The organism is Pseudomonas sp. NDM, from assembly GCF_003105095.1.
Lineage (GTDB): Bacteria > Pseudomonadota > Gammaproteobacteria > Pseudomonadales > Pseudomonadaceae > Aquipseudomonas > Aquipseudomonas moraviensis_A.
The window spans coordinates 1-23,880 of the sequence record NZ_QETJ01000072.1 but is presented as its reverse complement, the minus strand read 5'-3'; the positions used below and the strand labels follow the sequence as shown (position 1 = coordinate 23,880).

22 protein-coding genes and 1 pseudogene are annotated in these 23,880 nt (G+C 60.6%); 10 read left to right on the top strand and 13 right to left on the bottom strand.

The window, feature by feature from the left end; translation table 11 throughout:
* Positions 1 to 97: 97 nt before the first annotated feature.
* Positions 98 to 835 (bottom strand): ABC transporter substrate-binding protein, encoded by a 738-nt coding sequence (locus tag DCO47_RS15880; protein WP_065616499.1) that lies wholly within the window; start codon positions 833 to 835, stop codon positions 98 to 100.
* A 255-nt stretch (positions 836 to 1,090) separates the two neighbouring features.
* On the opposite strand from DCO47_RS15880, the gene DCO47_RS15875 reads away from it, so the two are divergent.
* Positions 1,091 to 1,543 carry a GNAT family N-acetyltransferase gene (locus DCO47_RS15875; protein WP_042606613.1) on the top strand — a complete coding sequence of 151 codons (453 nt, stop codon included), beginning with the start codon at positions 1,091 to 1,093 and terminating at the stop codon, positions 1,541 to 1,543.
* Positions 1,544 to 1,730: 187 nt separating this feature from the next.
* Here the strand turns inward: DCO47_RS15875 and DCO47_RS15870 are convergent, their stop codons facing one another.
* From DCO47_RS15870 to DCO47_RS15860, 3 genes are all read right to left on the bottom strand, one after another.
* On the bottom strand, positions 1,731 to 2,027 hold the full coding sequence (locus tag DCO47_RS15870) for a helix-turn-helix domain-containing protein (protein WP_027610630.1): 297 nt from the start codon (positions 2,025 to 2,027) through the stop codon (positions 1,731 to 1,733).
* A gap of 98 nt (positions 2,028 to 2,125) precedes the next feature.
* Positions 2,126 to 2,617, bottom strand: a complete 492-nt coding sequence (locus tag DCO47_RS15865) for a M48 family metallopeptidase (RefSeq protein WP_042606612.1) — start codon at positions 2,615 to 2,617, stop codon at positions 2,126 to 2,128.
* Between the two features lie 45 nt (positions 2,618 to 2,662).
* Positions 2,663 to 4,786: a bifunctional diguanylate cyclase/phosphodiesterase gene (locus tag DCO47_RS15860; protein ID WP_064365340.1), complete on the bottom strand. Its 2,124-nt coding sequence runs from the start codon at positions 4,784 to 4,786 to the stop codon at positions 2,663 to 2,665.
* 313 nt (positions 4,787 to 5,099) lie between these two features.
* Between DCO47_RS15860 and DCO47_RS15855 the strand changes: the two genes are divergently transcribed.
* Both DCO47_RS15855 and DCO47_RS27310 read left to right on the top strand, forming a co-directional pair.
* Complete coding sequence (locus DCO47_RS15855) at positions 5,100 to 5,768, top strand: polysaccharide lyase family 7 protein (protein ID WP_042606610.1); 669 nt, start codon at positions 5,100 to 5,102, stop codon at positions 5,766 to 5,768.
* A 336-nt stretch (positions 5,769 to 6,104) separates the two neighbouring features.
* Positions 6,105 to 6,197, top strand: a pseudogene (locus DCO47_RS27310) (transcriptional regulator); the annotation flags it as partial.
* 66 nt (positions 6,198 to 6,263) lie between these two features.
* On the opposite strand, the gene fba reads toward DCO47_RS27310, so the two are convergent.
* The 6 genes from fba to tkt form a co-directional block, all read right to left on the bottom strand.
* The gene (gene fba, locus DCO47_RS15850; RefSeq protein ID WP_008081027.1) at positions 6,264 to 7,328 is read right to left on the bottom strand and encodes a class II fructose-bisphosphate aldolase; all 1,065 of its coding nucleotides are present in this window, start codon (positions 7,326 to 7,328) and stop codon (positions 6,264 to 6,266) included.
* 252 nt (positions 7,329 to 7,580) lie between these two features.
* On the bottom strand, positions 7,581 to 7,913 hold the full coding sequence (locus DCO47_RS15845) for an MliC family protein (RefSeq protein ID WP_042606607.1): 333 nt from the start codon (positions 7,911 to 7,913) through the stop codon (positions 7,581 to 7,583).
* 57 nt (positions 7,914 to 7,970) lie between these two features.
* A complete protein-coding gene (locus tag DCO47_RS15840) occupies positions 7,971 to 8,192 on the bottom strand; it encodes a hypothetical protein (RefSeq protein WP_042606606.1) in 222 nt (73 codons plus the stop codon).
* 34 nt (positions 8,193 to 8,226) lie between these two features.
* A complete protein-coding gene (locus DCO47_RS15835; protein WP_116658431.1) occupies positions 8,227 to 9,390 on the bottom strand; it encodes a phosphoglycerate kinase in 1,164 nt (387 codons plus the stop codon).
* A 12-nt stretch (positions 9,391 to 9,402) separates the two neighbouring features.
* Complete coding sequence (epd, locus tag DCO47_RS15830) at positions 9,403 to 10,455, bottom strand: erythrose-4-phosphate dehydrogenase (RefSeq protein WP_042606605.1); 1,053 nt, start codon at positions 10,453 to 10,455, stop codon at positions 9,403 to 9,405.
* Positions 10,456 to 10,621: 166 nt separating this feature from the next.
* Positions 10,622 to 12,619 (bottom strand): transketolase, encoded by a 1,998-nt coding sequence (gene tkt, locus DCO47_RS15825; protein WP_064365347.1) that lies wholly within the window; start codon positions 12,617 to 12,619, stop codon positions 10,622 to 10,624.
* 259 nt (positions 12,620 to 12,878) lie between these two features.
* On the opposite strand from tkt, the gene DCO47_RS15820 reads away from it, so the two are divergent.
* The 4 genes from DCO47_RS15820 to DCO47_RS15805 all read left to right on the top strand — a co-directional run bounded on the left by DCO47_RS15820 (position 12,879) and on the right by DCO47_RS15805 (position 17,473).
* Positions 12,879 to 13,874: a metalloregulator ArsR/SmtB family transcription factor gene (locus tag DCO47_RS15820; protein WP_042606603.1), complete on the top strand. Its 996-nt coding sequence runs from the start codon at positions 12,879 to 12,881 to the stop codon at positions 13,872 to 13,874.
* 18 nt (positions 13,875 to 13,892) lie between these two features.
* Positions 13,893 to 15,083, top strand: coding sequence for a methionine adenosyltransferase (gene metK / locus DCO47_RS15815; RefSeq protein WP_024014624.1), 1,191 nt, complete (start codon positions 13,893 to 13,895; stop codon positions 15,081 to 15,083).
* 220 nt (positions 15,084 to 15,303) lie between these two features.
* Positions 15,304 to 16,980, top strand: coding sequence for an NAD-dependent DNA ligase LigB (ligB, locus tag DCO47_RS15810; RefSeq protein ID WP_116658430.1), 1,677 nt, complete (start codon positions 15,304 to 15,306; stop codon positions 16,978 to 16,980).
* 97 nt (positions 16,981 to 17,077) lie between these two features.
* The gene (locus tag DCO47_RS15805) at positions 17,078 to 17,473 is read left to right on the top strand and encodes a DUF1090 domain-containing protein (protein ID WP_065616490.1); all 396 of its coding nucleotides are present in this window, start codon (positions 17,078 to 17,080) and stop codon (positions 17,471 to 17,473) included.
* Positions 17,474 to 17,530: 57 nt separating this feature from the next.
* On the opposite strand, the gene DCO47_RS15800 is transcribed toward DCO47_RS15805, so the two are convergent.
* A complete protein-coding gene (locus DCO47_RS15800) occupies positions 17,531 to 17,980 on the bottom strand; it encodes a cytochrome c (RefSeq protein ID WP_083353743.1) in 450 nt (149 codons plus the stop codon).
* Positions 17,981 to 18,108: 128 nt separating this feature from the next.
* Here DCO47_RS15800 and DCO47_RS15795 point away from each other — a divergent pair, with 128 nt between their 5' ends.
* Positions 18,109 to 19,293 (top strand): murein transglycosylase A, encoded by a 1,185-nt coding sequence (locus DCO47_RS15795; RefSeq protein WP_116658429.1) that lies wholly within the window; start codon positions 18,109 to 18,111, stop codon positions 19,291 to 19,293.
* A gap of 114 nt (positions 19,294 to 19,407) precedes the next feature.
* Here the strand turns inward: DCO47_RS15795 and DCO47_RS15790 are convergent, their stop codons facing one another.
* Positions 19,408 to 19,791, bottom strand: a complete 384-nt coding sequence (locus DCO47_RS15790; RefSeq protein ID WP_042606598.1) for an MAPEG family protein — start codon at positions 19,789 to 19,791, stop codon at positions 19,408 to 19,410.
* Positions 19,792 to 20,140: 349 nt separating this feature from the next.
* On the opposite strand from DCO47_RS15790, the gene DCO47_RS15785 reads away from it, so the two are divergent.
* Together DCO47_RS15785 and DCO47_RS15780 are read left to right on the top strand one after the other, a co-directional pair.
* Positions 20,141 to 21,310, top strand: a complete 1,170-nt coding sequence (locus DCO47_RS15785; RefSeq protein ID WP_116658428.1) for an MFS transporter — start codon at positions 20,141 to 20,143, stop codon at positions 21,308 to 21,310.
* 295 nt (positions 21,311 to 21,605) lie between these two features.
* Entirely contained in the window at positions 21,606 to 22,871 is a 1,266-nt protein-coding gene (locus DCO47_RS15780; protein ID WP_116658427.1) for a sodium:proton antiporter, read from the top strand.
* Here the strand turns inward: DCO47_RS15780 and DCO47_RS15775 are convergent, their stop codons facing one another.
* Positions 22,872 to 23,759 carry a formate/nitrite transporter family protein gene (locus DCO47_RS15775; protein ID WP_042606595.1) on the bottom strand — a complete coding sequence of 296 codons (888 nt, stop codon included), beginning with the start codon at positions 23,757 to 23,759 and terminating at the stop codon, positions 22,872 to 22,874.
* Positions 23,760 to 23,880 lie beyond the last annotated feature (121 nt).

Genomic DNA, 23,880 nt, shown 5'->3' with positions numbered 1-23,880 from the left:
GAGCAGGCTCACTCCTACAGGGGAACGCATTCCAACTGTAGGAGTGAGCCTGCTCGCGATAGGGCCATCAGCCCCACAATAAATTCCAGCTCAGCCCTCACATTCCATGCCGCCGCAATAACTTCTCGTAGGTCCCGTCAGCCTTCATCGCTGCAATCGCCCGATCAAACCCTGTGACAATCTGCTCATGTTGCGGATTCTTCAGGCTGACCAATATGTGCAGGCTGTTCTCACTCAGCGGCTTGGGTAAAAACTCCACAGAATTGCGCACCTTGGCCGATTCCCGCGCCAGGTAATACTTCGCCACGTATTCGTCTTCCAGCGTCAGCTTGACCCGATCGGCCGAGAGCATGCGCACGCCCATGGCGAAGTTGTGCACAGGGACTTTCTGCATCGCCGTGTCGGCATCGAACGGTGCGGAATAGGCATACCCGCGCACCACCGCAATCGGGTAGGTGTGCAGTTGCTCGAGGTTGCTGTAGTCGATGGGCGCATCCTTGCGCTTGAGGAAGCGAATGCGGTTGATCAGGTACTCGCCGGAAAACTGGCCGATCTGCGTGCGCTCGTCGTTGTACCAGGCGTTGACCAGCACGTCGTAACGCCCTTCGCCAATCCCCAGCAACGCCCGCGCCCACGGCACTTGCTCGTAACCGCTGGCATAACCGGCGCGCGCCAGTGCGGTGCTGACAATGTCAGTGGCCAGGCCACCGTTGATCAGCGCATCGTCGGTAAACGGCGGCCAGTTATCGAACACCAGCCGCAGCTTTTGCGCTGCAGCATCCTGGCCGAGCAACAGCAGTCCGATCAAAGCAACGGCTTGAAGCAATCGCAGCATGCTTGAACATCCTCAGCGGGCATCCGCCCGACGTGGTTTCACGTCAAAATCCAAGGCCCCTTACCGGCAAAACCCAAGCATTGAACATTAGCTCATGGGAGCCAGTGCGCAGTGCTCTTGAGCAGATTACACAAAGTCCCAGGCGCCGCGAGAAAGGAATGATGGCATTTTGACCTTTATCACAGACTGTTGCGCCATACAGACATACGGCGCCGCTGCGCTTAGTATCGGGCGCCGTATTCAAGGAATCGAAAGATGACAATCGAGTGGATCTGCAAACATCACAGCGATCTGGGCAAAGAGCAGTTGTACGCGCTATTGAAACTGCGCTCGGACGTGTTCGTGGTCGAACAGAAATGCGCCTACCCGGACCTCGACGGCCAGGATCTGGAAGGCGATACCTACCATCTGATGGGTTGGGAGGACGATCAGTTGATGGCTTACCTGCGCCTGCTCGATCCGGAATCCCAGGGTGGTGACGTGGTGATTGGCCGGGTGATCACCGCCCCTGCCGGTCGCGGTAAAGGGCTGGGCCACGCGATGATGGAACAGGCGCTGAAACAGGCCGGGAAGCACTGGCCGCAGGTGCCGATCTATCTGTCGGCGCAGGCGCATTTGCAGGGGTATTACGGTCGCTACGGGTTTGTCGTGGCGGGTGAAGAATATCTGGAGGATGGCATTCCTCACATCGGGATGCGTCGCGCCTGAACAGCCCCTCACCCTAACCCTCTCCCAGAGGGAGAGGGGACTGACCTTGGTGTCTTGGGCCATGCGGCGACCCGAGAAACAGTGTCGATTATGGATTCAACAGCATTCGCTCACGTCGGTGAAATTCTACAATTTCCCCCGATCGGCTTCCTCTCCCTCTGGGAGAGGGCTGGGGGGAGGGGCTTTTTCAAGGATACTCAAGAACCGCCTTGATCTGCCGCAAATTGCGCTCGATCCACCCGCGATCAATCGCCCCCCACTCGCGAATCCGATAGCGTCCGGCATGGTTGCGCGCGCCCTCTTCCTGCTCGAATTCACAGATGATATCCAGATCGGCCAGCGCGGCGATGGTGTCCTGCGCCGTGCGGCGGGGCATGCCGGTGACTTCGGTCAGCGCCGGCACGCTGGGCGCCAGACCGCTGTCGATCAGATAGGCCACGTAGAGACGGCGGTAGAAACTGCTTTTGGTCTTGCTGACGTCCATCCAAACACTCCCATCGTTAGAAGATCGCAGCCTTCGGCAGCCTGCAAAAGATCGCATTCCAACTGTAGAAGCTGCCGGAGGCTGCGATCTTTTGATTTTTATTGCATATCCCGCCACGTCAGGTACACGCGCAGATCGAATTCGATCTGGTGATACCCCGGCAGCATGTGCTCGCACAGTTTATAGAACGCCTTGTTGTGGTCCGATTCCTTGAAGTGCGCCAGCTCGTGCACCACGATCATCTTCAGAAAGTCCGGCGCGGCGTCCTTGAACAGCGAGGCGATGCGGATTTCCTTGTTGGCCTTGAGCTTGCCGCCCTGCACCCGCGAGACCGTGGTGTGCAGACCGAGGGCGCGGTGGGTCAGGTCGAGGCGATTGTCGAACAGCACCTTGTCGATGGCCGGCGCGTTGCGCATGTACTGCTGTTTGAGATCCAGCGCGTAGCTGTACAACGCCTTGTCGCTCTGCACGTCATGGCGTCCCGAGTAGCGCTGATCCAGGTAATCACCCAGCCGCCCCTCGGCGATCAGTTGGCGCACCTGATCCTGTAAACGCTCGGGATAGGCCTGGAGGTACTTCAAGACAGTCATGGACGGGCAGCACGGCTCGGAAAAAGGTGCGCCAGTGTAGCGAATTCAACCGGCCAGCGCGCTCCAGTCGAACGGCTCGGCAAAGCGGGCCGCGTCCTCGGCGACCAAGGGTCGCGCCACCAGGAAACCTTGCACGTACTCGCAGCCATGGGCTTGCAGCCACCGGTATTGCTCGACGGTTTCCACCCCTTCGGCGATCACCAGCAGGCCGTATTGCTTGCACAGGTCGATGACCATGCGCACCAGCGCAGCATCCCGCGGCGAGTCCGGCAGGCGCGCGATGAGGTGGCGGTCGAGCTTCAGCGTGTCCAGCTCCAGATCACGCAGATGCGCCAGCGAGCATGATCCGGAACCGAAATCATCCAGCGCCACGCGCACCCCGAGATGACGCAGCAGCCGCAGTTGCTTGCGCGTCTCGTCCGGGTTTTGCATCAACGCTTCCTCGGTGACCTCGACTTCCAGTTGCCGTGGCTGCAGCCCATGGCGCTCCATGACCTGACGCAACTCGGTGACCAGATTCGGCAAGCCGAACTGGGTGTTGCTCAGGCTCACGCCGAGCACCAGATCCTCGGCGAACAGCGCTTCCCAGGCTTTGCGCTGGCCGGCGCCACGGTGATAGATCCAGCTGCCGAGGCGGCTGATCAACCGCGCTTCTTCCAGCAACGGCAGAAACAGTCCCGGCGGCACATCGCCGACGCTCGGATGCTGCCAGCGCAGCAACGCTTCGAACCCCCGAGTCTGCCCGCTACCGATCGCCACCTGCGGCTGATAGACCAGATTGAAATCGCGGTTTTCGATGGCCTCGCGCACGCTGTCTTCCAGCATCAGGCGCGAGCGTGCGCGGCCGTTCATCTCATGATCATAAAAGCGATATTGCTGACGCCCGGCCCGCTTGGCTTCGTACATGGCAATGTCCGAGGCGCGCAGCAAACCGTCGAGGTTGCGGCCGCAGTCGGGATAGGTGGCGATGCCGATGCTGGCGCCAAGGACAATATCCAGACCTTCGATCTGCTGACAGACCGACACCCGCTCGATGAGCTTCTCGGCAATCTTCGCCGCTTGCTCGGGGAATTCAAGATCCAGCAGCGCAGTGAACTCATCGCCGCCCATGCGCGCCAGGATATCGAACGGCCGCAGGCACGCCTTCAACTGTTCGGAAACCCAGCGCAACACGCGGTCGCCGGCATCATGGCCGAGGGAATCGTTGACCCGCTTGAAGCCGTCGAGATCGAGGTAGAGCAACACCCAGCTACTGTCGCTGCGTTCGCCGCGCAACAGCAGGTTTTCCACGGTCTGGTAGAAACCCCGCCGGTTGAGCAGGCCGGTCAGAGGGTCGGTCACTGCCTGGAATTCCAGTTGCTGGTGCAAGTGACGCACCACCGACATGTCCAGCACGGTCACCACCATTGCGTGCTGCTCCGAGGATAGCGGCGCGCAGGACAATGCCACCGGCACTTGCTGTCCGGGCGCAGTGCGCAGCAACGCATCGTGCAGGCGTAGTGTTTCGCCGCGCTGGTAGCCGGCGTAAAACTCGGAATCGGCCCACAGCGGAATGTGCGGCTTCTGCAGGAAGTCGAGAAACTCCTTGCCCTCAAGCTCCTTGACCGGCGCGTTGAGCAGCCGCGAAATCGCCGGGTTGGCAAAGCGAATCACGCCGTCCTCGCTCAACACCAGAATGCCTTCGGCGGCGTTATCCAGCACCGAGGCATTGAAGGCGCGCGCCACTTCCAGATCATGACTGAGGCGTTGCAGGGCACGGCGATTGCGCTGGTGTTCAAGCAGTGCCTGAACCTTGGGCTTGAGGATTTGCGGATCGAACGGTTTGAACAGGTAATCCACGGCGCCGCTGGCATAGCCCTTGATCACGGCGTCTTGGGATTGCTCGTTGGCGGTGAGGAAAATGATCGGCGTCAACCGCGTGCGCTGGCTGCCGCGCATGAGCCGTGCGACCTCAAAACCGTCCATGCCGGGCATCTGCACATCGAGCAGGACCAGGTCGATGTCGTGTTCGAGCAAAAGATTGAGCGCCTCGAAACCGGAGGCGGCGGTCATCACATGCCAATCCTGACGCTGCAACAACGCGCGCATGCTGATCAGATTTTCGGGGTAATCATCGACGATCAAAAGGACCGAGTTGCCTTCACCTGGCTGGGGTTGCGCGCATTCCATGCTGCTTCTCTTATCGGGACCGGTTGCCGGCAAAACCATAGACGTACTGAGCCTTCACTCTAGTCGCGGAAGCCACAAAGCAGAAGCAGCCGCCACGCCATCATTTGGCCAATGTTCCATCGAGCCGACTAACGGTCGCCGCTACAGCCCCCGAAAACCGGGCAGGATGGCATTTCGACAGGATGTTGACGCCAATCAACTGCCGGACGGGCATTAACAAAAATAGCCGCTACGATTATAAAGGCGCCCCGAAAAGGCGCGGGCTAGAGCTTCTGGCACCCGCGTTCAGGATGAATCGAGTGGAAGAACCGACATGATCGATCTCGCAACCTGGAATCTCAGCGTTCCCGTTGGCAGCCCGCCGTACACCGTCGAAACCGAAAAACTGGTGAAAGGCTTCAAGGATCAATACTTCCATTCCGACACCGGAACCTTGTTTTTCTGGTCCCCGGTTACCGGGTCAAAAACCGAAAACGCCGTCTACCCGCGCACCGAACTGCGCGAGACCTTCAGCAACGGCACCCTGCGCAACTGGTATTACCCGGACGCGGACAACCTGCTGCGTGCAACCCTCGCCGTGAACAAGGTGCCCAGTTCGGGCAAGATCGTTATTGGTCAGATTCACGCTTATGAAAGCCAGAAGCCGATGCTCAAACTTGAGTATCAGTACAAGACAAAGACCGAAACGGGCAACCTGGTCATCAAAGTGCGCATGCGCCCCGATGACGAAGAAAGCCGCGTCATCACCCTCGCCACCGGCGTCAAGCTCGATCGCGAATTCAACTACCTCATCCACCTCAGCCCCGGCGGTGCGCTGGGCGTGAGTGCGGCGGGGTATCAGTGGGATTCACAGATCAGCGCGACCTGGCGGGACAAGCCGTTGTACTTCAAGGCTGGGGTTTATGTGCAGGACAACACCGGGTATACCAGTGAGGGTGGGCAGGTGACGTTTACCAAACTGGATATTGATCACGACAAGTAACCCATTTCGACATCGCAATCCCTTGTAAGAGCTGCCGAAGGCTGCGATCTTTTGATCTTGATGTTTGGCGCCTCTTGGGAACGCCGGAATCAAAGTCAAAAGATCGCCGCCTTCGGCAGCTCCTACCTTTAAAACAGCGTTGTTTAGATCTGTCGGCGGTTACCTCCGGATGCCTACAACAGCTTGAGTCGTTGCCTACGGGTACGCCAGAATCCGCCGGCTAGTGCGCCTGGCGGGCCATCGGGAACTTGATTCGCGTCACTGATATCCAGTAATCGGCTTTAGTAGCCCTTGGTTTCAAGCTTGGTGCACAAGCATCTGTTAGTCAGGAATTTGAACGCCTATGCACGTGTTATTGCCGCTCTGGATTGCGAGTTCGACGTTAATCCAGCAGTGATGCCCACGCTTGAAGAGGTAGCGGAAATATTTGTTAATTACGCCCACAAAAAACCCGCCTCTCGGCGGGTTTCTTTTAAATCAGCTCAACACTCAGGCTCAGTTGACCTTAGCGTTCAACTCACCCTTCAGATAACGCTGGTACATCGCTTCCAGCGAGATCGGTTTGATCTTCGAAGCATTACCCGCAGTACCAAATGCTTCATAACGTGCGATACACACGTCACGCATTGCAGTCACGGTGGCGCCGAAGAATTTACGTGGGTCGAATTCGCTCGGGTTGGTGGCCATCAGGCGACGCATGGCGCCAGTGGATGCCAGACGCAGGTCGGTGTCGATGTTGACCTTGCGCACGCCGTGCTTGATGCCTTCGACGATTTCTTCAACCGGTACGCCGTAGGTTTCTTTGATGTCGCCGCCGTACTGGTTGATGATCGCCAGCCACTCTTGTGGCACGGAGGACGAACCGTGCATCACCAGGTGAGTGTTAGGGATGCGCTTGTGGATTTCCTTGATGCGATCGATCGCCAGCACATCACCGGTCGGTGGCTTGGTGAACTTGTAGGCGCCGTGGCTGGTGCCGATGGCGATGGCCAGGGCATCGACCTGGGTGCGCTTGACGAAGTCAGCGGCTTCTTCCGGGTCGGTCAGCATTTGGCTGTGATCCAGAACGCCTTCGGCGCCGATGCCGTCTTCTTCACCGGCCATGCCGGTTTCCAGCGAACCCAGGCAACCCAGCTCGCCCTCTACCGAAACGCCGCAGGCGTGAGCCATGGCCACGGTTTGTTGGGTGACGCGGACGTTGTAGTCGTAGTCGGTCGGGGTCTTGCCGTCTTCGCCCAGCGAGCCGTCCATCATTACCGAGCTGAAGCCCAGTTGAATCGAACGCTGGCAGACGTCAGGGCTGGTACCGTGGTCCTGGTGCATGCACACCGGGATGTGCGGGAATTCTTCGATCGCGGCCAGGATCAAGTGACGCAGGAATGGCGCGCCGGCGTATTTGCGGGCGCCGGCCGAAGCCTGGACGATCACCGGGGAGTCAGTCTTGTCAGCGGCTTCCATGATGGCGCGCATCTGCTCAAGGTTGTTGACGTTGAAAGCTGGAACGCCGTAGCCGAACTCGGCTGCGTGGTCCAGCATCTGGCGCATGCTGATAAGTGCCATTGTGTGTGTCTCTCCCGGTTGAGGGTCGTTGATCGTGCCAGCCTGCCGAAGCGGCGGCGGCTATTCAAGTTAATGCAGATCGGGGGTTGAGGCCCGGTCTGGTGATTCGATAAAGCAAAATCCTGAGAGCTACACAGATCCCCTGTAGGAGTGAGCCTGCTCGCGATAGCTATCTTGCAGTCAATATTGCAGCGACTGTCATACCGCTATCGCGAGCAGGCTCACTCCCACAATGGGCCTGCGGTGTTGCAATTACTCGGCTTTGCATCCACGGCCAATCAGGTCATTGGTAGCGACCCAGTACACCAGGCCTTCTTCACCCTTGACGTGAAACGCCAGCATGCCATCGCTATACAGCGTGCCCGAGGCGCCCGGCTCTTCTTTCAGGCGATAGACCTGATCACCGCCACCGAGGCGCACGTCGACTTCCTGCTGGCCGGCATCGGCGTAACGCCACAACACCTTGGCCTGGCTGTCGCAGGTCCAGGTCGTCCAGTTGTCTGCCGGGGCGGACGACTGAAACAGGTTCAACTGCGCGCAACCGCCCAACAATGCCAACGCCGCAACGGCGATCAAGCCTTTCATCCGTGTTCCTCGACTGGCGACGCTCGCCGCCAGCCCTGAGTTAAAGAGTCAGACCCGTCAAGGACAACCATGTTCCTTGACCGGGGTTTGCGTCTCGTATTTGTCCAGGCCGTCCGGACCCGAGCGCTTGTTCAGCACCGGGTTGGTTTCGGCCTGCCAGTCGGCCTGATAACAGCCCTTCTGCGGCTCGCTCGGTGCTGGCGTCGCGTCGGCCTTCGGGGTACTCCCGCAGGCCGCCAGCGTACCGCTCAGCAACAACAGCGCTAACGACTTGACCATGAAAACACTCCTTTGCCTGGCCAAACGGGCGGCCTCAGGCCTTGGCCCGGCTTTCCAGGACTTCAACGGCTGGCAGCACCTTGCCCTCGACGAATTCGAGGAACGCGCCACCACCGGTGGAAATGTAGGAGATTTGTTCAGCCACGCCATATTTATCGATCGCCGCCAGGGTGTCGCCGCCGCCAGCAATCGAGAATGCCGAGCTCTCGGCGATGGCCTGGGCCAGCACTTTGGTGCCGTTGCCGAACTGATCGAACTCGAACACGCCAACCGGACCGTTCCACAGAATGGTTTTCGACGATTTCAGCAGCTCGGCGAAGTTGGCCGCGGTTTGCGGGCCGATGTCGAGAATCATGTCGTCAGCCGCAACGTCGGCGATCAGTTTCACAGTCGCTTCAGCGCTTTCCGCAAATTCTTTCGCGACCACAACGTCAACCGGCAGCGGCACGCTGACTTTGGCAGCGATTTCACGGGCGGTGTCGAGCAGGTCCGGTTCGTACAGCGACTTGCCGACCGGGTGACCGGCCGCCGCGAGGAAGGTGTTGGCGATGCCGCCGCCGACGATCAGTTGATCGCAGATCTGGCTCAGGCTGTTCAGCACATCGAGTTTGGTCGACACCTTGGAGCCGGCAACGATCGCCGCCATTGGCTTGGCCGGTGCGCCAAGAGCTTTGCCCAGTGCGTCCAGCTCAGCGGCCAGCAACGGGCCAGCGGCAGCGACTTTGGCAAACTTGGCTACACCATGGGTCGAACCTTCGGCGCGGTGAGCGGTACCGAAAGCGTCCATCACGAACACGTCGCACAGGGCCGCGTATTGCTGGGCCAGCTCGTCGGCGTTCTTTTTCTCGCCCTTGTTGAAGCGCACGTTTTCGAACAGCACGATGTCGCCCGCCTTGACCTCGACGCCACCGAGGTAATCAGCCACCAGCGGCACTTCGCGGCCGAGCGCCTTGCTCAGGTAGTCGGCGACAGGTTTCAGGCTGTTTTCGGCAGAGAATTCGCCTTCGGTAGGACGGCCCAGGTGCGAGCAGACCATCACTGCCGCGCCTTTTTCCAGGGCCAGCTTGATGGTCGGCAGCGAAGCCAGGATGCGCGCGTCGCTGGTGACAACACCGTCCTTGACGGGGACGTTGAGGTCTTCGCGGATCAATACGCGCTTACCTTGCAGATCGAGGTCGGACATCTTCAACACGGTCATGGGTCGCACTTCCTACGGTTTTTTTGAAGTTGCTGTTTGCAGATAGTGATCTGCAACGTCCAGCATTCGGTTGGCAAAACCCCACTCGTTGTCGAACCAGGCCAGGATGTTCACCAGTTTGGGGCCGGAAACACGGGTCTGACTGGCATCGACGATGGCCGAATGTGGGTCATGGTTGAAATCACAGCTGGCGTGCGGCAACTCGGTGTAGGCCAGAAGGCCTTTGAGCGGGCCGCTGGTGGCGGCTTCGCGCAGGATCCGGTTGACCTCGTTGGCGTCAGTCGCGGTGGCGGTCTGCATCGTGATGTCGAGGCAGGACACGTTGACTGTCGGCACGCGCACGGCTTTGGCCTGAATTCGTCCGGCAAGTTCCGGCAGCAGGCGCTCGATACCGCGTGCCAGACCAGTGGACACCGGGATCACCGACTGGAACGCCGAACGGGTGCGGCGCAGGTCTTCGTGGTGATAGGCGTCGATCACCGGCTGATCGTTCATCGCCGAGTGGATCGTGGTGATCGACACGTAATCCAGACCGATCGCCTGATCGAGCAGGCGCAGCAGCGGCACGCCGCAGTTGGTGGTGCAGGAGGCGTTGGACACCAGCAGTTCGTCGCCCGTCAGGCAGTCCTGATTGACGCCGTAGACGATGGTGGCGTCGACATCCGCCTCGCTGGCCATCGGCTGCGAGAACAGCACGCGCGGCGCGCCGGCGTCGAGAAAACGCTGACCGTCAGCACGGGTGTGGTAAGCGCCGGAGCACTCCAGCACCAGATCGACGCCCAGCGACGCCCAATCGATGCCTTCCGGGGTGGCACTGCGCAGGACCTTCACGCAGTCGCCATTGATATGCAGACAATCGCCCTCGACCCGCACTTCGCCGGGGAAACGGCCGTGGGTGGAGTCGAAGCGTGTCAGGTATTCGATGCTGGCCATATCGGCCAGATCGTTGATCGCGACAATTTCAAACCCGGCCTTCGCGCCGCGCTCGAACAACGCCCGCAAGACGCAACGACCAATGCGGCCGTAGCCGTTGAGTGCAACTTTGTAAGGACGCGGTTGAGGCATGGGGTTCTCGATAGAATTCGCTAACAACACAACCCCTGTAGGAGCTGACGAGTGAAACGAGGCTGCGATGTCTTGATCTTGTTTTTAAGATCAAGATCAAAAGATCGCAGCCTTCGGCAGCTCCTACAGGGGAACGCGGCGGCCAGGGCCACCGCATTCGTACTGCTTAGTCCTCCAGCAGCTCTTCAGCCTGACCCAGGATGTTTTCCAGGGTAAAGCCGAACTCTTCGAACAATGCCGAAGCCGGCGCCGACTCACCGTAGGTGGTCATGCCGATCACGCGACCTTCCAGACCCACGTACTTGAACCAGAAGTCGGCGTGGGCCGCTTCGATGGCGATACGCGCGCTGACTTGCAGCGGCAGAACCGACTGCTTGTACTCCGCATCCTGTGCATCGAAAGCGCTGGTGCAAGGCATGGAAACCACGCGGACCTTGCGGCCCTGCTCGGTCAGTTTGTCGAAGGCCTGAACGGCCAGACCCACTTCCGAACCGGTGGCGATCAGGATCAGCTCAGGCTCGCCTGCGCAGTCCTTGAGCACATAACCACCACGGCTGATGTTGGCGATCTGGTCAGCATCGCGTTCCTGATGCTGCAGGTTCTGCCGCGAGAAGATCAGCGCCGACGGGCCGTCCTTGCGCTCCAGAGCGTTTTTCCAGGCCACCGCCGATTCCACGGCGTCGGCTGGACGCCAGGTGTCGAGGTTCGGCGTGCTGCGCAGGCTGGTCAGTTGCTCGATCGGCTGGTGGGTCGGGCCGTCTTCGCCCAGACCGATGGAGTCGTGGGTGTAGACGTGAATCACGCGCTTTTTCATCAATGCCGACATGCGTACGGCGTTGCGCGCGTATTCCATGAACATCAGGAAGGTCGCGCCGTAAGGCACCAGACCGCCGTGCAGGGTGACGCCGTTCATGATCGCGGTCATGCCGAATTCGCGCACGCCGTAGTACATGTAGTTGCCGCTGGCGTCTTCAGCGTTGACGCCCTTGCAGCCTTTCCACAGGGTCAGGTTGGAACCGGCGAGGTCAGCCGAGCCGCCAAGCAGTTCCGGCAGCAGCGGACCAAAGGCGTTCAGGGTGTTCTGGCTGGCTTTGCGGCTGGCGATGGTCTCGCCCTTGGCCGCGACTTCGGCAATATAGGCCGAGGCTTTTTCCGAGAAGTCGGCCGGCAATTCGCCGCTCAGACGACGGATCAGCTCGTTGGCTTCAGTCGGGAACGCAGCGGAGTAGGCGGCGAAACGCTGATCCCACTCGGCTTCCACCGCGCGGCCAGCTTCCTTGGCGTCCCACTCGGCATAGATCTCGGCCGGGATTTCGAACGGGCCGTAGTTCCAGTTCAGCGCCTGACGGGTCAGGGCGATTTCCGCGTCACCCAGTGGGGCGCCGTGGCAATCTTCCTTGCCCTGCTTGTTCGGCGAACCGAAACCGATGGTGGTCTTGCAGCAGATCAGCGTCGGCTGCGCGCTCTTGCGTGCGGTTTCGATTGCGGTCTTGATCTCTTCCGGATCGTGGCCGTCGACGTTGCGGATCACCTGCCAGTTGTAGGCTTCGAAACGCTTCGGCGTGTCATCGGTGAACCAGCCTTCGACTTCGCCGTCGATGGAGATGCCGTTGTCATCGTAGAAGGCGATCAGCTTGCCCAGGCCCAGCGTGCCAGCCAGGGAAGCGACTTCGTGGGAAATGCCTTCCATCATGCAGCCATCACCGAGGAACACGTAGGTGTGGTGGTCAACGATGTTGTGGCCTGGACGGTTGAACTGCGCGCCCATGACTTTCTCAGCCAAGGCGAAACCGACGGCGTTGGCCAGACCCTGACCCAGCGGGCCGGTGGTGGTTTCGACGCCCGGGGTGTAACCGAATTCCGGGTGGCCTGGAGTGCGGCTGTGCAGTTGACGGAATTGCTTGAGGTCGTCGATCGACAGGTCGTAACCGGTCAGGTGCAGCAGCGAGTAGATCAACATCGAGCCGTGGCCGTTGGACAGCACGAAGCGGTCACGGTCGGCGAAAGACGGGTTGCTCGGGTTGTGCTTGAGGTAGTCGCGCCACAGCACTTCGGCAATATCTGCCATACCCATAGGGGCACCGGGATGGCCGCTGTTGGCTTTTTGCACGGCATCCATGCTGAGGGCACGAATGGCGTTGGCACGCTCACGACGGCTAGGCATCGCTGATCTCCTGGGTGTGAATAGACTGAAACGGAAAAAAGGAGGGCATTTTCCCTCACCCATGCGCCTCGGGGCAATGACAGATAGTCATCCGCGGGCGTTTTTCCAATCGATAGCGCGGGTTTCGCTTGGTGAAACCTTTCCGCTATTCGTTTGTAGAGACTGCCGTCCGCTGAGAAGTGCCATTTATCGAGCAATATCAAAACTTTTTGATATTGACCTTGCGATGCTTTGCCCCCGTCTCTAGACTGCCAGCCCTATGAACCTACGCGTGCCTTCCATTCGCCATGACGATTGCGACGAGCTGGCGGCCCTGTGCAAGGCCGGCGGTGATCCGCTGCGGCTGAATGTCTTGCGCGCGCTGGCCAACGATTCGTTCGGCGTGCTGGAGCTGGCGCAGATTTTCGGCATCGGCCAGTCGGGTATGAGCCATCACCTCAAGGTGCTGGCACAAGCCGATCTGGTGGCGACACGCCGTGAAGGGAATGCGATTTTCTATCGTCGCGCCCTGCCCCACAGCGATTTGCTCGGCGGCAAGCTGCACGCGGCGCTGTTAGAAGAAGTCGACAATCTGGATCTGCCTGACGAGGTGCAAGCGCGCATCGAACAGGTTCACGGCCAGCGTGCCGCTGCCAGTCAGGACTTCTTCGCCCGGGTGGCGGAAAAATTCCGTGCCCAGCAAGACTTGATCGCAGGCCTGCCGCAGTACCGTGACAGCGTGCTGGCCCTGCTCGACAAACTGAACTTCGATGGTGCAGCCACGGCCATTGAAGTCGGCCCCGGCGATGGTGCTTTTCTGCCGGAACTGGCCCGACGCTTCGGCACCGTAACCGCGCTGGACAACAGCCCGGCGATGCTCGAACTGGCGCGTCAGGTGTGCGAACGTGAACAGCTGGCTAACGTCAGCCTGCAATTGGCCGATGCATTGAACGGCACGAGCCTTATGGCCGATTGCGTGGTGTTGAACATGGTCCTGCACCATTTCGCCGCCCCGGCCGATGCGCTCAGGCACATGGCTGACCTGCTGCAACCGGGCGGTAGCCTGCTCGTGACAGAGTTATGTAGCCACAACCAGAGTTGGGCCAGGGAGGCCTGCGGTGATCTCTGGTTGGGGTTTGAACAGGACGATCTGGCCCGTTGGGCCACCGCTGCGGGACTCGTTCCCGGGGAAAGCCTCTATGTAGGCTTACGTAATGGTTTCCAGATCCAGGTCCGCCACTTTCAGCGACCGGCTGGCGACACTCACCATCGGTAAATTCAGGAAAACATCGAGATGAGCGAATACTCCCTCTTCACCTCCGAGTCCGTGTCTGAAGGACATCCGGACAAAATCGCCGACCAGATTTCCGATGCGGTGCTGGACGCCATTATTGCCCAGGACAAACACGCTCGCGTGGCCGTGGAAACCCTGGTCAAGACCGGCGTGGCCATCGTTGCCGGTGAAGTGACCACCAGCGCCTGGGTCGACCTGGAGCAGATCGTTCGTGACGTGATTTGCGACATCGGCTACACCAGCTCCGAAGTCGGCTTCGACGGCGCGACCTGCGGCGTGATGAACATCATCGGCAAGCAGTCCCCCGACATCAACCAGGGTGTTGACCGTGCCAAGCCTGAAGATCAGGGCGCCGGCGACCAGGGCCTGATGTTCGGCTACGCCAGTAACGAAACCGACGTTTTGATGCCAGCGCCGATCACTTTCTCGCACCAGTTGGTGCAGCGTCAGGCCGAAGCGCGCAAATCGGGCCTGCTGCCCTGGCTGCGTCCGGACGCCAAGTCGCAAGTGACCTGCCGTTACGAAGGCGGCAAGGTTGTCGGCATCGACGCCGTTGTCCTGTCGACCCAGCACAACCCGGAAGTGTCTTACAAAGACCTGCGCGAAGGCGTGATGGAGCTGATCGTCAAGCACGTGCTGCCTGCCGAACTGCTGAGCAAGGACACCCAGTTCCACATCAACCCGACCGGCCAGTTCATCATTGGCGGCCCGGTAGGTGACTGCGGTCTGACCGGTCGCAAGATCATCGTCGACAGCTACGGCGGCATGGCCCGTCACGGCGGCGGCGCGTTCTCCGGCAAGGATCCATCGAAGGTTGACCGTTCGGCTGCCTACGCTGGCCGTTACGTGGCCAAGAACATCGTTGCGGCCGGCCTGGCCGAGCGTTGCGAGATCCAGGTGTCCTACGCGATCGGTGTGGCCCAGCCTACGTCGATATCGCTGAACACCTTCGGCACCGGCAAGATCAGCGATGACAAGATCATCAAACTGGTGCGTGAAGTGTTCGACCTGCGTCCATACGCGATCACCACCATGCTCGACCTGCTGCACCCGATGTACCAGGAAACCGCAGCCTACGGCCACTTCGGTCGTGCTCCGCAGACCAAGACCGTTGGCGAAGACAGCTTCACCACGTTCACCTGGGAAAAAACCGACCGCGCCGACGCCCTGCGTTCTGCCGCTGGCCTGTAAGACCCTGACTGCATGAAAGCCCCGCACGGTTCGCGCCGTGCGGGGCTTTTTCATGCCTGACGGATTTTTGAGATCTCTGTGGGAGCGAGCCTGCTCGCGAAAGGGCCCTACCCGACGCCACCACGCTCCAGCCCGGAAACAGTTCGCAAAAAAACCGCGCAACGATCTTCAGATCCTCACCTACCCTTCAAGCATCACCCCCGAGCAAGGACGCTCAACGATGTTTTTCACACTGCGCCTGTTGCTGGCCTTCCTGCTGGCACTCATCACCCTCGTCAGCCAAGCCAACTGCCCCGACTGGCCCTTACCCCAAGCCCAACGCGAAATCACTACCCTGCAAAACCGGATCGACCAATGGGACGACGCCTATCACCGCGAAGGCCGTTCATTGATCACCGACGAACTCTATGACCAGTCCCTGCTGCGGCTGAATGAATGGCAAGCCTGCTTCAACCAACCCGCATCACCGCAGCCGTTGCGCACAGCGGCCGGCACGATCCCCCATCCCATCGCCCACACCGGCCTTGACAAGCTGCACAAAGCTGCGGACGTCGCCGACTGGCTGCGCGATCGCCAGAACGTCTGGGTGCAGCCCAAGGTCGATGGAGTGGCCGTCACGCTGATCTACCGTCAGGGGATATTGCAGCAGGCCATCAGCCGAGGTGACGGTGTCAGCGGTCAGGACTGGACAGTTTCCGCGCGTAGAATCGCTGCCATTCCGCAACGCCTGAACCAGCCACGGGATCTGCTGGTGCAGGGCGAACTCTACTGGCGGCTGCAGGCGCACGTGCAAGCGCGATCCGGCAGCGTCAATGCCCGCGCCACCGTGGCCGGCCTTATGGGACGCAAATCCCTCGATGCCGAACAGGCCGCCGGGATCGGGCTGTTCGTTTGGGACTGGCCGCAAGGCCCTGTGCGGCTGCCAGAGAGATTGTCCGGACTTCAGGCATTGGGGTTCGCCACAAATGAGCCCTACACACAGCCGATCACCCGATTCGAAGACGCGCAAAAATGGCGCGAGCACTGGTATCGCTCGCCGCTGCCCTTTGCCAGCGATGGCGTAGTGCTGCGCCAGAGTCAACGGCCACCCGCCGAACGCTGGCAGGCCAAGGCACCTTACTGGGCGGTGGCCTGGAAATACCCGCTCGCCCAGGCATTGGCGGAAGTGCGCAAGGTGAATTTCAAGATCGGCCGCACCGGGCGCATCACCCCAGTGCTGGAACTGCTGCCGGTGAGACTCGATGACCGCGAGATCAAACGGGTCAGTGTCAGCTCGCTCAAGCGCTGGCAAACCCTCGACATTCGCCCCGGCGACCAGGTGGCTCTCAGTCTGGCCGGGCTGACCATTCCACGCCTGGACAGTGTCGTGTTACGTACCAGCGAACGGCCAGACATCGACACCCCCAACGCCAGCGACTACCACGCCCTGAGCTGCTGGCAACCGACGCCCGGCTGTGAAAGCCAGTTTCTCGCGCGTCTGACCTGGCTGAGCGGCAAGCAGGGCCTGGCCATGCAACATGTCGGGCGTGGCACCTGGGAGAAACTTTTGGAAACAGGCCGTCTGAAACACCTGCTGGATTGGCTGACCCTCGATGCCTCAGAGCTTGCTAACATTGCCGGCCTCGGCGAGCGCAGCAGCGCACGTCTGATCGAAAGTTTTCGGGGCGCGCGGCAACAGCCGTTCGCTCATTGGTTGAAAGCCCTGGGCATGCCGCCGACCGGAAAGGCACAACTGGCCGATTCATGGCAGGCCCTGGCACAACGCGACACTGAACAATGGCAGGCAGAAGCCGGCATCGGCCCGGGTCGCGCGGCGCAACTGAGCGCATTCTTTCGCGACCCGCAGGTACTGGCTTTGAGCGACACCTTGAAAGCCGCCGGAATCGACGGTTTCTGAACATGCAATCCCCGCCAGGCGGGAACCCAATGGCCGGGCAGACGCTCCAACAGCGCAGTGCCCTCCTACCCCGATTGCCTTTGCACATGGAGCTTTTATGAAATTTCTCGCACCGCTCGCCCTGCTTACTCTTTGCGGCGTCATGGCCGCCCCGGTCATGGCCGAAGAAGACGGCCCGGGCCTGACCGGCTGCGCTGCCAAGAAGCAGGGCATCATCAATCAGATCGAACAGGCCAAATCCCGCGGCAACATGGAGCAGCAGGCAGGTCTGGAAACCGCACTGCGCGAAGTGACCGAGCACTGCACCGACGCCGGCCTGAAGAAAGAGCGTGAGAACAAGGTGCTTGAGGCCAAGCATGAAGTCAGCCAGCGTCAGGCAGACCTCGACAAGGCCATGAAAAAAGGCGATCCGGAGAAGATCAACAAGCGCAAGGAGAAGCTCGCCGAATCGCGCAAGGAACTGCAGGAAGCGCTGGACGAGATCGACAAGTAATCTGCCGATTCCCTGTGGCGAGGGAGCTTGCCACAAGGTACTCAGCAGGTTCAGGAATCAATGATCCCGAAACTCTTTATGGCAAGCACTGCAGGCATCCTCGACTTTCTGCACTGCCGGTCCGAGATTGCTGGCCTTGTAGGGCTGAACCTGGCTGGCGGCTACCAGTTCGCCGGTAGCCGCTTCAAGAGCGCGGGCCAGCTCCTGGAAACGTGCCTGTTTCTGCCAGACATCGTCCTTGGCGCTGGTGTGATCTTCTTCGCGCACCTGCGGAAAATGCTTCCAAGGCTCGTGGGACAACTCATCGAGTCTGACCGCACCCTCGGCAAATTTCGGCCCGTCGAACGCAATGCGCCCACGCAACATGCCGCCGAGGTCTTCGCTGGTCTTGAGCATCTGTTTGAAGATGGCCTTGCGCTGGCCCAGCGGCGAATTCGGGTCGACGCCGCCACAGGCGGACAAGCTCAGACAGGCCAGCAATACAACAGCAATTCGTTTCAGAGTCATGGTGGCTTCAGGTCGCGGAAATCGGCGGCCAGTATCGTCGGCTCACCGCCAAACACCAATAGCCCTATTTAAAATACGGGTTGTTCGAGCGCATGGAGCACTCGGCCAACCGGCACAGGAATCACTCCATGAACAGCCGCTTCACGGCCTGGCGTCACCCGCTTCTCGTCAGCCTGCCAATCCTGGCCGCCCTCGCCGGCTGCACCGGCGGTGACAAAGCCGAACCGAAAACCCACGCGCTGGCCACCTATTCCAGCGCAACCTGGGAAGCCTTGCCAGCGGTCTCCGACAGCGATCTGGTCGCCGGTTTCGGCTCGTGGCGCAGCGCCTGCACACGACTCAAAGCCGATGCAGTCTGGGGCCCGACCTGCGCTGCAGCGGCGAATGTGCCGCAAAGTGCTGATGCCATTCGCGCATTCCTCAAGCAGAACCTCGATGTCTACGGCCTGCGCGCCGAGCACGACAACCCCAATGGCCTGATCACTGGCTACTACGAACCGGTGTACCCCGGCAGCCTGACGCCAACCGTAACGGCAAACGTGCCGGTGTATGGCGTGCCCGAAGACATGATCATTGTCTCGCTCGACAGCATCTATCCGGAATTGAAAGGCAAGCGCCTGCGCGGCCGCCTCGAAGGTCGCGTGCTCAAACCCTACGACGATGCAGCAACCATCGAATCCAAAGGCGTTAAAGCCCCGGTAGTCGCCTACCTGACGGATCCGATGAACCTGCAATTTCTGCAGATTCAGGGGTCGGGCCGGATTCAGACCGAAGACGGCAAACAGTTGCGCATCGCCTACGCCGATCAGAACGGCCACCCGTACCGGCCGATCGGTCGCTGGCTGGTCGAGCAAGGCGAGCTGAAGAAAGAAGACGTGACCATGAGCGCGATCAGCAATTGGGCCAAGGCCAACCCGACGCGCATTCCGGAACTGCTCGCCAGCAACCCGAGCTACGTGTTCTTCACCCGCAACCCGGACAGCAACGAAGGCCCGCGCGGCTCGCTGAACGTGCCGCTGACCGCTGGCTACAGCGCGGCGGTGGATCGCAAGGTGATTCCGTTGGGCAGTCTGTTATGGCTGTCCACCACCAAACCGGATGGCACACCGCTGGTGCGCCCGGTCGCGGCGCAGGATACCGGCGGCGCGATTGCTGGTGAGGTGCGTGCGGATCTGTTCTGGGGCACTGGCGATGCGGCCGGGCAACTGGCCGGGGACATGAAGCAGCAAGGGCAGATCTGGATGCTCTGGCCCAAAGGAAAAGAGTTACCGCAAGTGCCGCAGGTGGCGGATACACCGAAGCAAAAGTCTTAGGTTCTTCGTGGTCTGATCGGTCGCCTTCGCGAGCAGGCTCGCTCCCACATCTGGAATGCATTTCCATGTGGGAGCGAGCCTGCTCGCGAAGAGGCCGGCAGCAACACCCGATAATCAGATGGACACAAAGAAGAACGAAGCAATCAACGCCATCCCGATAAACCACACCACCGAACGCAGTGCGGCCCAGTCGGCCAGATAGCAAATGATGTACAGCAGGCGACTGGTGATAAACAGCACGGCCAGCACATTGACCGTCACCAGCTCCGCAGTGCCGACCAGATGGGCAACGATCACCGCGGCGGCAAAGGCTGGCGTCACTTCAAAGCTGTTCAACTGCGCGGCATGGGCGCGACGGGCGACGCCGTCGACACTGTCGAGAAAATCCCGTGGATCGTAATTGTCCTTCAAGCGGAAACCGCCGGTTGCCTTCGCCACGACCGTGCACAGGTACGGCAGAAAAATCGCGATCAACACACACCAAAGAGCCACCGTCATAACGTCGTCCTTTTTTCGATTCGAGTAATGGGCGAGCGGTCAGAACTTCATCACCCAGCATGCCGATCAGCACCTGCCCACAGGCTAAGAGCCGTGGCCGGCCGAAAGGTTCTTTCAGGCGGATATTTCACGGCACCGCTTACGGTGAATATGCGATTGCAGAACCGACTGGTCAGAATTGATTCGCCATGTGTCAGCAGCTGTTTATACTGCACCCCACCACGCCGTACTCAGCTGCACACCCAAAAATTCCAATAAAAGCTGCCTGCTCCGCTTTCCTTTGCGAAAACGGTCGCTGGCACGCGTATGCCTGATCAAAGCGTCAAGACTACTGACAGAGACCTTGCGCATGCCCCTCGCTTTGCTTGCACTCGCCGTTGCCGCATTCGGCATCGGCACCACCGAATTCGTCATCATGGGCCTGCTGCCCGATGTCGCCCGCGACCTTGCGGTGAGCATTCCTCACGCCGGCCTGCTGATCACCGGTTACGCCCTGGGCGTGGTGTTCGGCGCGCCGATTCTGGCGATCGGCACCGCCAACATGCCGCGCAAAGCGACCCTGCTGGGCATGACGCTGATGTTCATTCTCGGCAACGTGCTCTGCGCGCTCGCGCCGAACTACGCAACACTGATGGCGGCACGCGTGGTCACGGCGCTGTGTCATGGCGCGTTTTTCGGCATTGGCTCGGTGGTCGCCGCCGGACTGGTTGCGCCGAACAAACGCGCCCAGGCCATTGCGATGATGTTCACCGGCCTGACCCTGGCCAACGTCCTCGGCGTGCCCTTGGGCACAGCGCTGGGCCAATACGCTGGCTGGCGCTCGACCTTCTGGGCGGTGTCGGTGATCGGCATTGTCGCCGCGCTGGCGCAATGGTTGTGGTTGCCCAAACACATCGCGATGGACAAGGCCAACCTCGCCAGCGAATTCAAAGTACTGGGCAAGGCCAACGTGCTGCTGGCGCTGGGCATGAGCGTGCTGGCCTCGACCAGCCTGTTCAGCGTATTCACCTATATCGCACCGATTCTGCAAGACATCACCGGCGTCAGCCCCCACGGTGTGACGGTGATGCTGCTGTTGTTTGGCGTCGGTCTGACAGCGGGCAGCATGCTCGGCGGGCGTCTGGCCGACAGCCGTCTGTTGCCGTCACTGGTCGGCGTGGCACTGGCGGTCGTGGTGATTCTCGCGGCGTTCAGCCAGACCAGCCGTTCGGTTATTCCGGCGGCAATCACGCTGGTGCTGTGGGGAATTTTCGCCTTCGCACTGTGCCCGATTCTGCAGCTGTTGATCATCGATCAGGCGCATGAAGCGCCGAACCTCGGTTCGACGCTGAACCAGAGCGCGTTCAACCTCGGCAACGCTGCGGGCGCCTGGATCGGCGGACTGGTGGTCGCCAGCGGCGCGGATCTGGCGGACTTGCCGTGGACCGGGGCGCTGGTCGGCGTGCTGACGGTGCTGACCGCGCTGCTGTTCATTTACCTGCAACGCCGGCGGGACAGTGCGGTCAATGTGTCTGGCTGATTGTGGTGTGCCAGATGCAGCCCTCACCCTAGCCCCCTCCGAGTGGGAGAGGGGACTGAATGGGGGATGCTTAAGAGCTACGCCGACCTGACCGTGCTTCGCTCATTCCATAATCGACCCGATCGTTCAGGTCGATGCACCTCACCCCAGCCCTCTCCCTCTGGGAGAGGGCTGGGGTGAGGGCTGTTGAATTTGACTCCGGATTCGGATGTGCCCTCAGCCACTCCCGCCCCATCAAACCCCTGCGTCCAACCTCCGGTCGCGCTCCATTCACCCTTCATCCAAAGGACCCCGGATGCTTGAACTTGTCGCCGCTTTCATCTGCCTCACCACCCTCCTGACCTTCGTCAATTTCCGCTTCATCGGCCTGCCGCCGACCATCGGCGTGATGGTTACCGCCCTGCTGTTCTCACTGCTCCTGCAAGGCCTCAGCGTGCTCGGTTTTCCGGGGCTCGAAGACCGTGTGCAGCAACTGATCGGCCAGATCGACTTCGGCGATCTGCTGATGAACTGGATGCTGTCGTTCCTGCTGTTCGCCGGCGCCCTGCACGTCAACCTGAATGACTTGCGCAGCTACCGCTGGCCGATCGGCCTGCTGGCTACCTTCGGCGTATTGATCGCCACAGTGGTGATCGGCAGTCTGGCCTTCTACATCTTTGCCCTGTTCGGCTGGCACGTGAGTTTCCTCTACTGCCTGTTGTTCGGCGCGCTGATCTCACCGACCGACCCGATTGCGGTACTCGGCGTATTGCGTACCGCCAATGCTTCAAAACCGCTGAAAACCACCATCGTTGGCGAATCGCTGTTCAACGACGGCACCGCGGTCGTGGTCTTCACCGTGCTGCTGGGCATCGCGCAACTGGGCGAAACCCCGACGGTCAGCGCCACGGCCATGCTCTTCGTCCACGAGGCAATTGGCGGTGTGTTGTTCGGTGGGCTGATCGGCTATCTGGTCTATCGGATGATCAAAAGCGTCGAGCAGCATCAGATTACCGTGATGCTGACCCTGGCCCTGGTGATCGGCGGTTCGGCGATGTCCACCGAATTGCACGTCTCGGCGCCGATCGCGATGGTGGTTGCCGGGCTGATCATCGGCAACCTGGGGCGCAACCTGGCGATGAACGACATGACCCGCCGTTATCTGGACGGTTTCTGGGAATTGCTCGATGACATGCTCAACGCGCTGCTGTTTGCGCTGATCGGCATGGAGTTGTTGCTGCTGCCGTTCAACTGGCTGCACATGGCCGCCGCAGGTTTGCTGGCGGTGGCGATTCTGCTGTCGCGCCTGCTCACCGTGGCGCCGGCGATTCTACTGTTGCGCCGCTGGCGCTCAGTGCCCGCCGGCACCATCCGCATCCTGACCTGGGGCGGTTTGCGCGGCGGTGTTTCGGTGGCACTGGCGCTGGCCCTGCCGCTGGGCCCGGAGCGCGATCTGCTGCTGAGCATCACCTACATCGTCGTGCTGTCGTCGATCCTGTTGCAAGGCCTGACCATCGGCAAACTGGTCAAGCACGCGACGCGCAACGAGCCGGCCAGCATGCCTGAGCCAGCCCACCATTGATCATTTCTTGATCGACTGCGGATCGGGCTCTACAGCCTGGTCCGCAGACTCCTTCGGCGCACCACTTTCGCTACGAATCTGCGCATGACTGATCAGCGCGAAGATGAAACTGCCGCCAATGATATTTCCCGCCAGCGTCGGCGCGGCGAAAACCGCCCAGAAATCGCTCCACGGCAACTCGCCGGCAAAGACCAGATACGACACTTCAGCGGATCCGACGACGATGTGAGTGAAGTCGCCCAGCGCCATGAAGTAGGTGATGAGGATGATGATCCACATCTTGGCGCTCTCCATGGACGGAATCATCCAGACCATGGTGGCGATCATCCAGCCGGAGACGATGCCCTTGGCGAACATCTGACTGGCGCTGTGTTCCATGACCTTGCGGCCGATCTCAAGGAAGGCGACGTCAGTCTTGCTGTCGAAGATCGGCAGTTCCAGCATCACGTACGCAACCAGAATCGTCCCGCAGAGGTTGCCGACCAACACCACGCTCCACAGGCGGATCAGCCGGGCGAAATTCAGCAGCGTCGGCTTGGTCATCACCGGCAGCACGGCGGTCAGGGTGTTTTCGGTGAACAGCTGTTGGCGCGCAAGGATGACTGCGAGGAAACCCGCGCAGTAGCCGAAACTGGCGATCACCTTAAATTCATCGCCCTCGGGCAGACGCGAATTGAGCAAGCCCATGCCCATCAACGACAGGCCCATGGTCAGGCCGGCGGCCAGCGCCGACCACCACAGCGCGGCAATGCTGCGTTCCAGTTCCTGGTCGCCCTGGGTGCGGATGATTTCATGCAGAACGGCCGCGCGCGGCGGCTGGCTCTTCTCGACTTCGTGCTGCTCCTTGGCCGAGAGGTCGGGGGTCTTGTCGCTGGTGGGGGTGGTCATGGCGTGGCAACCGGTGGGGGGCGATGTAGCTACGACCGTTGCGCTTGGGAATACGTTCTGTAGGCGCGGCGCAAATCTCTGGATGCACGCAAATCCAGGGTAGGAGCTGCCGAAGGCTGCG

Bases quoted from the DNA above. Each gene is read 5' to 3' on its own strand.
- DCO47_RS15880 (WP_065616499.1), bottom strand. From the start codon at position 835: ATGCTGCGATTGCTTCAAGCCGTTGCTTTGATCGGACTGCTGTTGCTC.
- DCO47_RS15875 (WP_042606613.1), top strand. From the start codon at position 1,091: ATGACAATCGAGTGGATCTGCAAACATCACAGCGATCTGGGCAAAGAG.
- DCO47_RS15870 (WP_027610630.1), bottom strand. From the start codon at position 2,027: ATGGACGTCAGCAAGACCAAAAGCAGTTTCTACCGCCGTCTCTACGTG.
- DCO47_RS15865 (WP_042606612.1), bottom strand. From the start codon at position 2,617: ATGACTGTCTTGAAGTACCTCCAGGCCTATCCCGAGCGTTTACAGGAT.
- DCO47_RS15860 (WP_064365340.1), bottom strand. From the start codon at position 4,786: ATGGAATGCGCGCAACCCCAGCCAGGTGAAGGCAACTCGGTCCTTTTG.
- DCO47_RS15855 (WP_042606610.1), top strand. From the start codon at position 5,100: ATGATCGATCTCGCAACCTGGAATCTCAGCGTTCCCGTTGGCAGCCCG.
- fba (WP_008081027.1), bottom strand. From the start codon at position 7,328: ATGGCACTTATCAGCATGCGCCAGATGCTGGACCACGCAGCCGAGTTC.
- DCO47_RS15845 (WP_042606607.1), bottom strand. From the start codon at position 7,913: ATGAAAGGCTTGATCGCCGTTGCGGCGTTGGCATTGTTGGGCGGTTGC.
- DCO47_RS15840 (WP_042606606.1), bottom strand. From the start codon at position 8,192: ATGGTCAAGTCGTTAGCGCTGTTGTTGCTGAGCGGTACGCTGGCGGCC.
- DCO47_RS15835 (WP_116658431.1), bottom strand. From the start codon at position 9,390: ATGACCGTGTTGAAGATGTCCGACCTCGATCTGCAAGGTAAGCGCGTA.
- epd (WP_042606605.1), bottom strand. From the start codon at position 10,455: ATGCCTCAACCGCGTCCTTACAAAGTTGCACTCAACGGCTACGGCCGC.
- tkt (WP_064365347.1), bottom strand. From the start codon at position 12,619: ATGCCTAGCCGTCGTGAGCGTGCCAACGCCATTCGTGCCCTCAGCATG.
- DCO47_RS15820 (WP_042606603.1), top strand. From the start codon at position 12,879: ATGAACCTACGCGTGCCTTCCATTCGCCATGACGATTGCGACGAGCTG.
- metK (WP_024014624.1), top strand. From the start codon at position 13,893: ATGAGCGAATACTCCCTCTTCACCTCCGAGTCCGTGTCTGAAGGACAT.
- ligB (WP_116658430.1), top strand. From the start codon at position 15,304: ATGTTTTTCACACTGCGCCTGTTGCTGGCCTTCCTGCTGGCACTCATC.
- DCO47_RS15805 (WP_065616490.1), top strand. From the start codon at position 17,078: ATGAAATTTCTCGCACCGCTCGCCCTGCTTACTCTTTGCGGCGTCATG.
- DCO47_RS15800 (WP_083353743.1), bottom strand. From the start codon at position 17,980: ATGACTCTGAAACGAATTGCTGTTGTATTGCTGGCCTGTCTGAGCTTG.
- DCO47_RS15795 (WP_116658429.1), top strand. From the start codon at position 18,109: ATGAACAGCCGCTTCACGGCCTGGCGTCACCCGCTTCTCGTCAGCCTG.
- DCO47_RS15790 (WP_042606598.1), bottom strand. From the start codon at position 19,791: ATGACGGTGGCTCTTTGGTGTGTGTTGATCGCGATTTTTCTGCCGTAC.
- DCO47_RS15785 (WP_116658428.1), top strand. From the start codon at position 20,141: ATGCCCCTCGCTTTGCTTGCACTCGCCGTTGCCGCATTCGGCATCGGC.
- DCO47_RS15780 (WP_116658427.1), top strand. From the start codon at position 21,606: ATGCTTGAACTTGTCGCCGCTTTCATCTGCCTCACCACCCTCCTGACC.
- DCO47_RS15775 (WP_042606595.1), bottom strand. From the start codon at position 23,759: ATGACCACCCCCACCAGCGACAAGACCCCCGACCTCTCGGCCAAGGAG.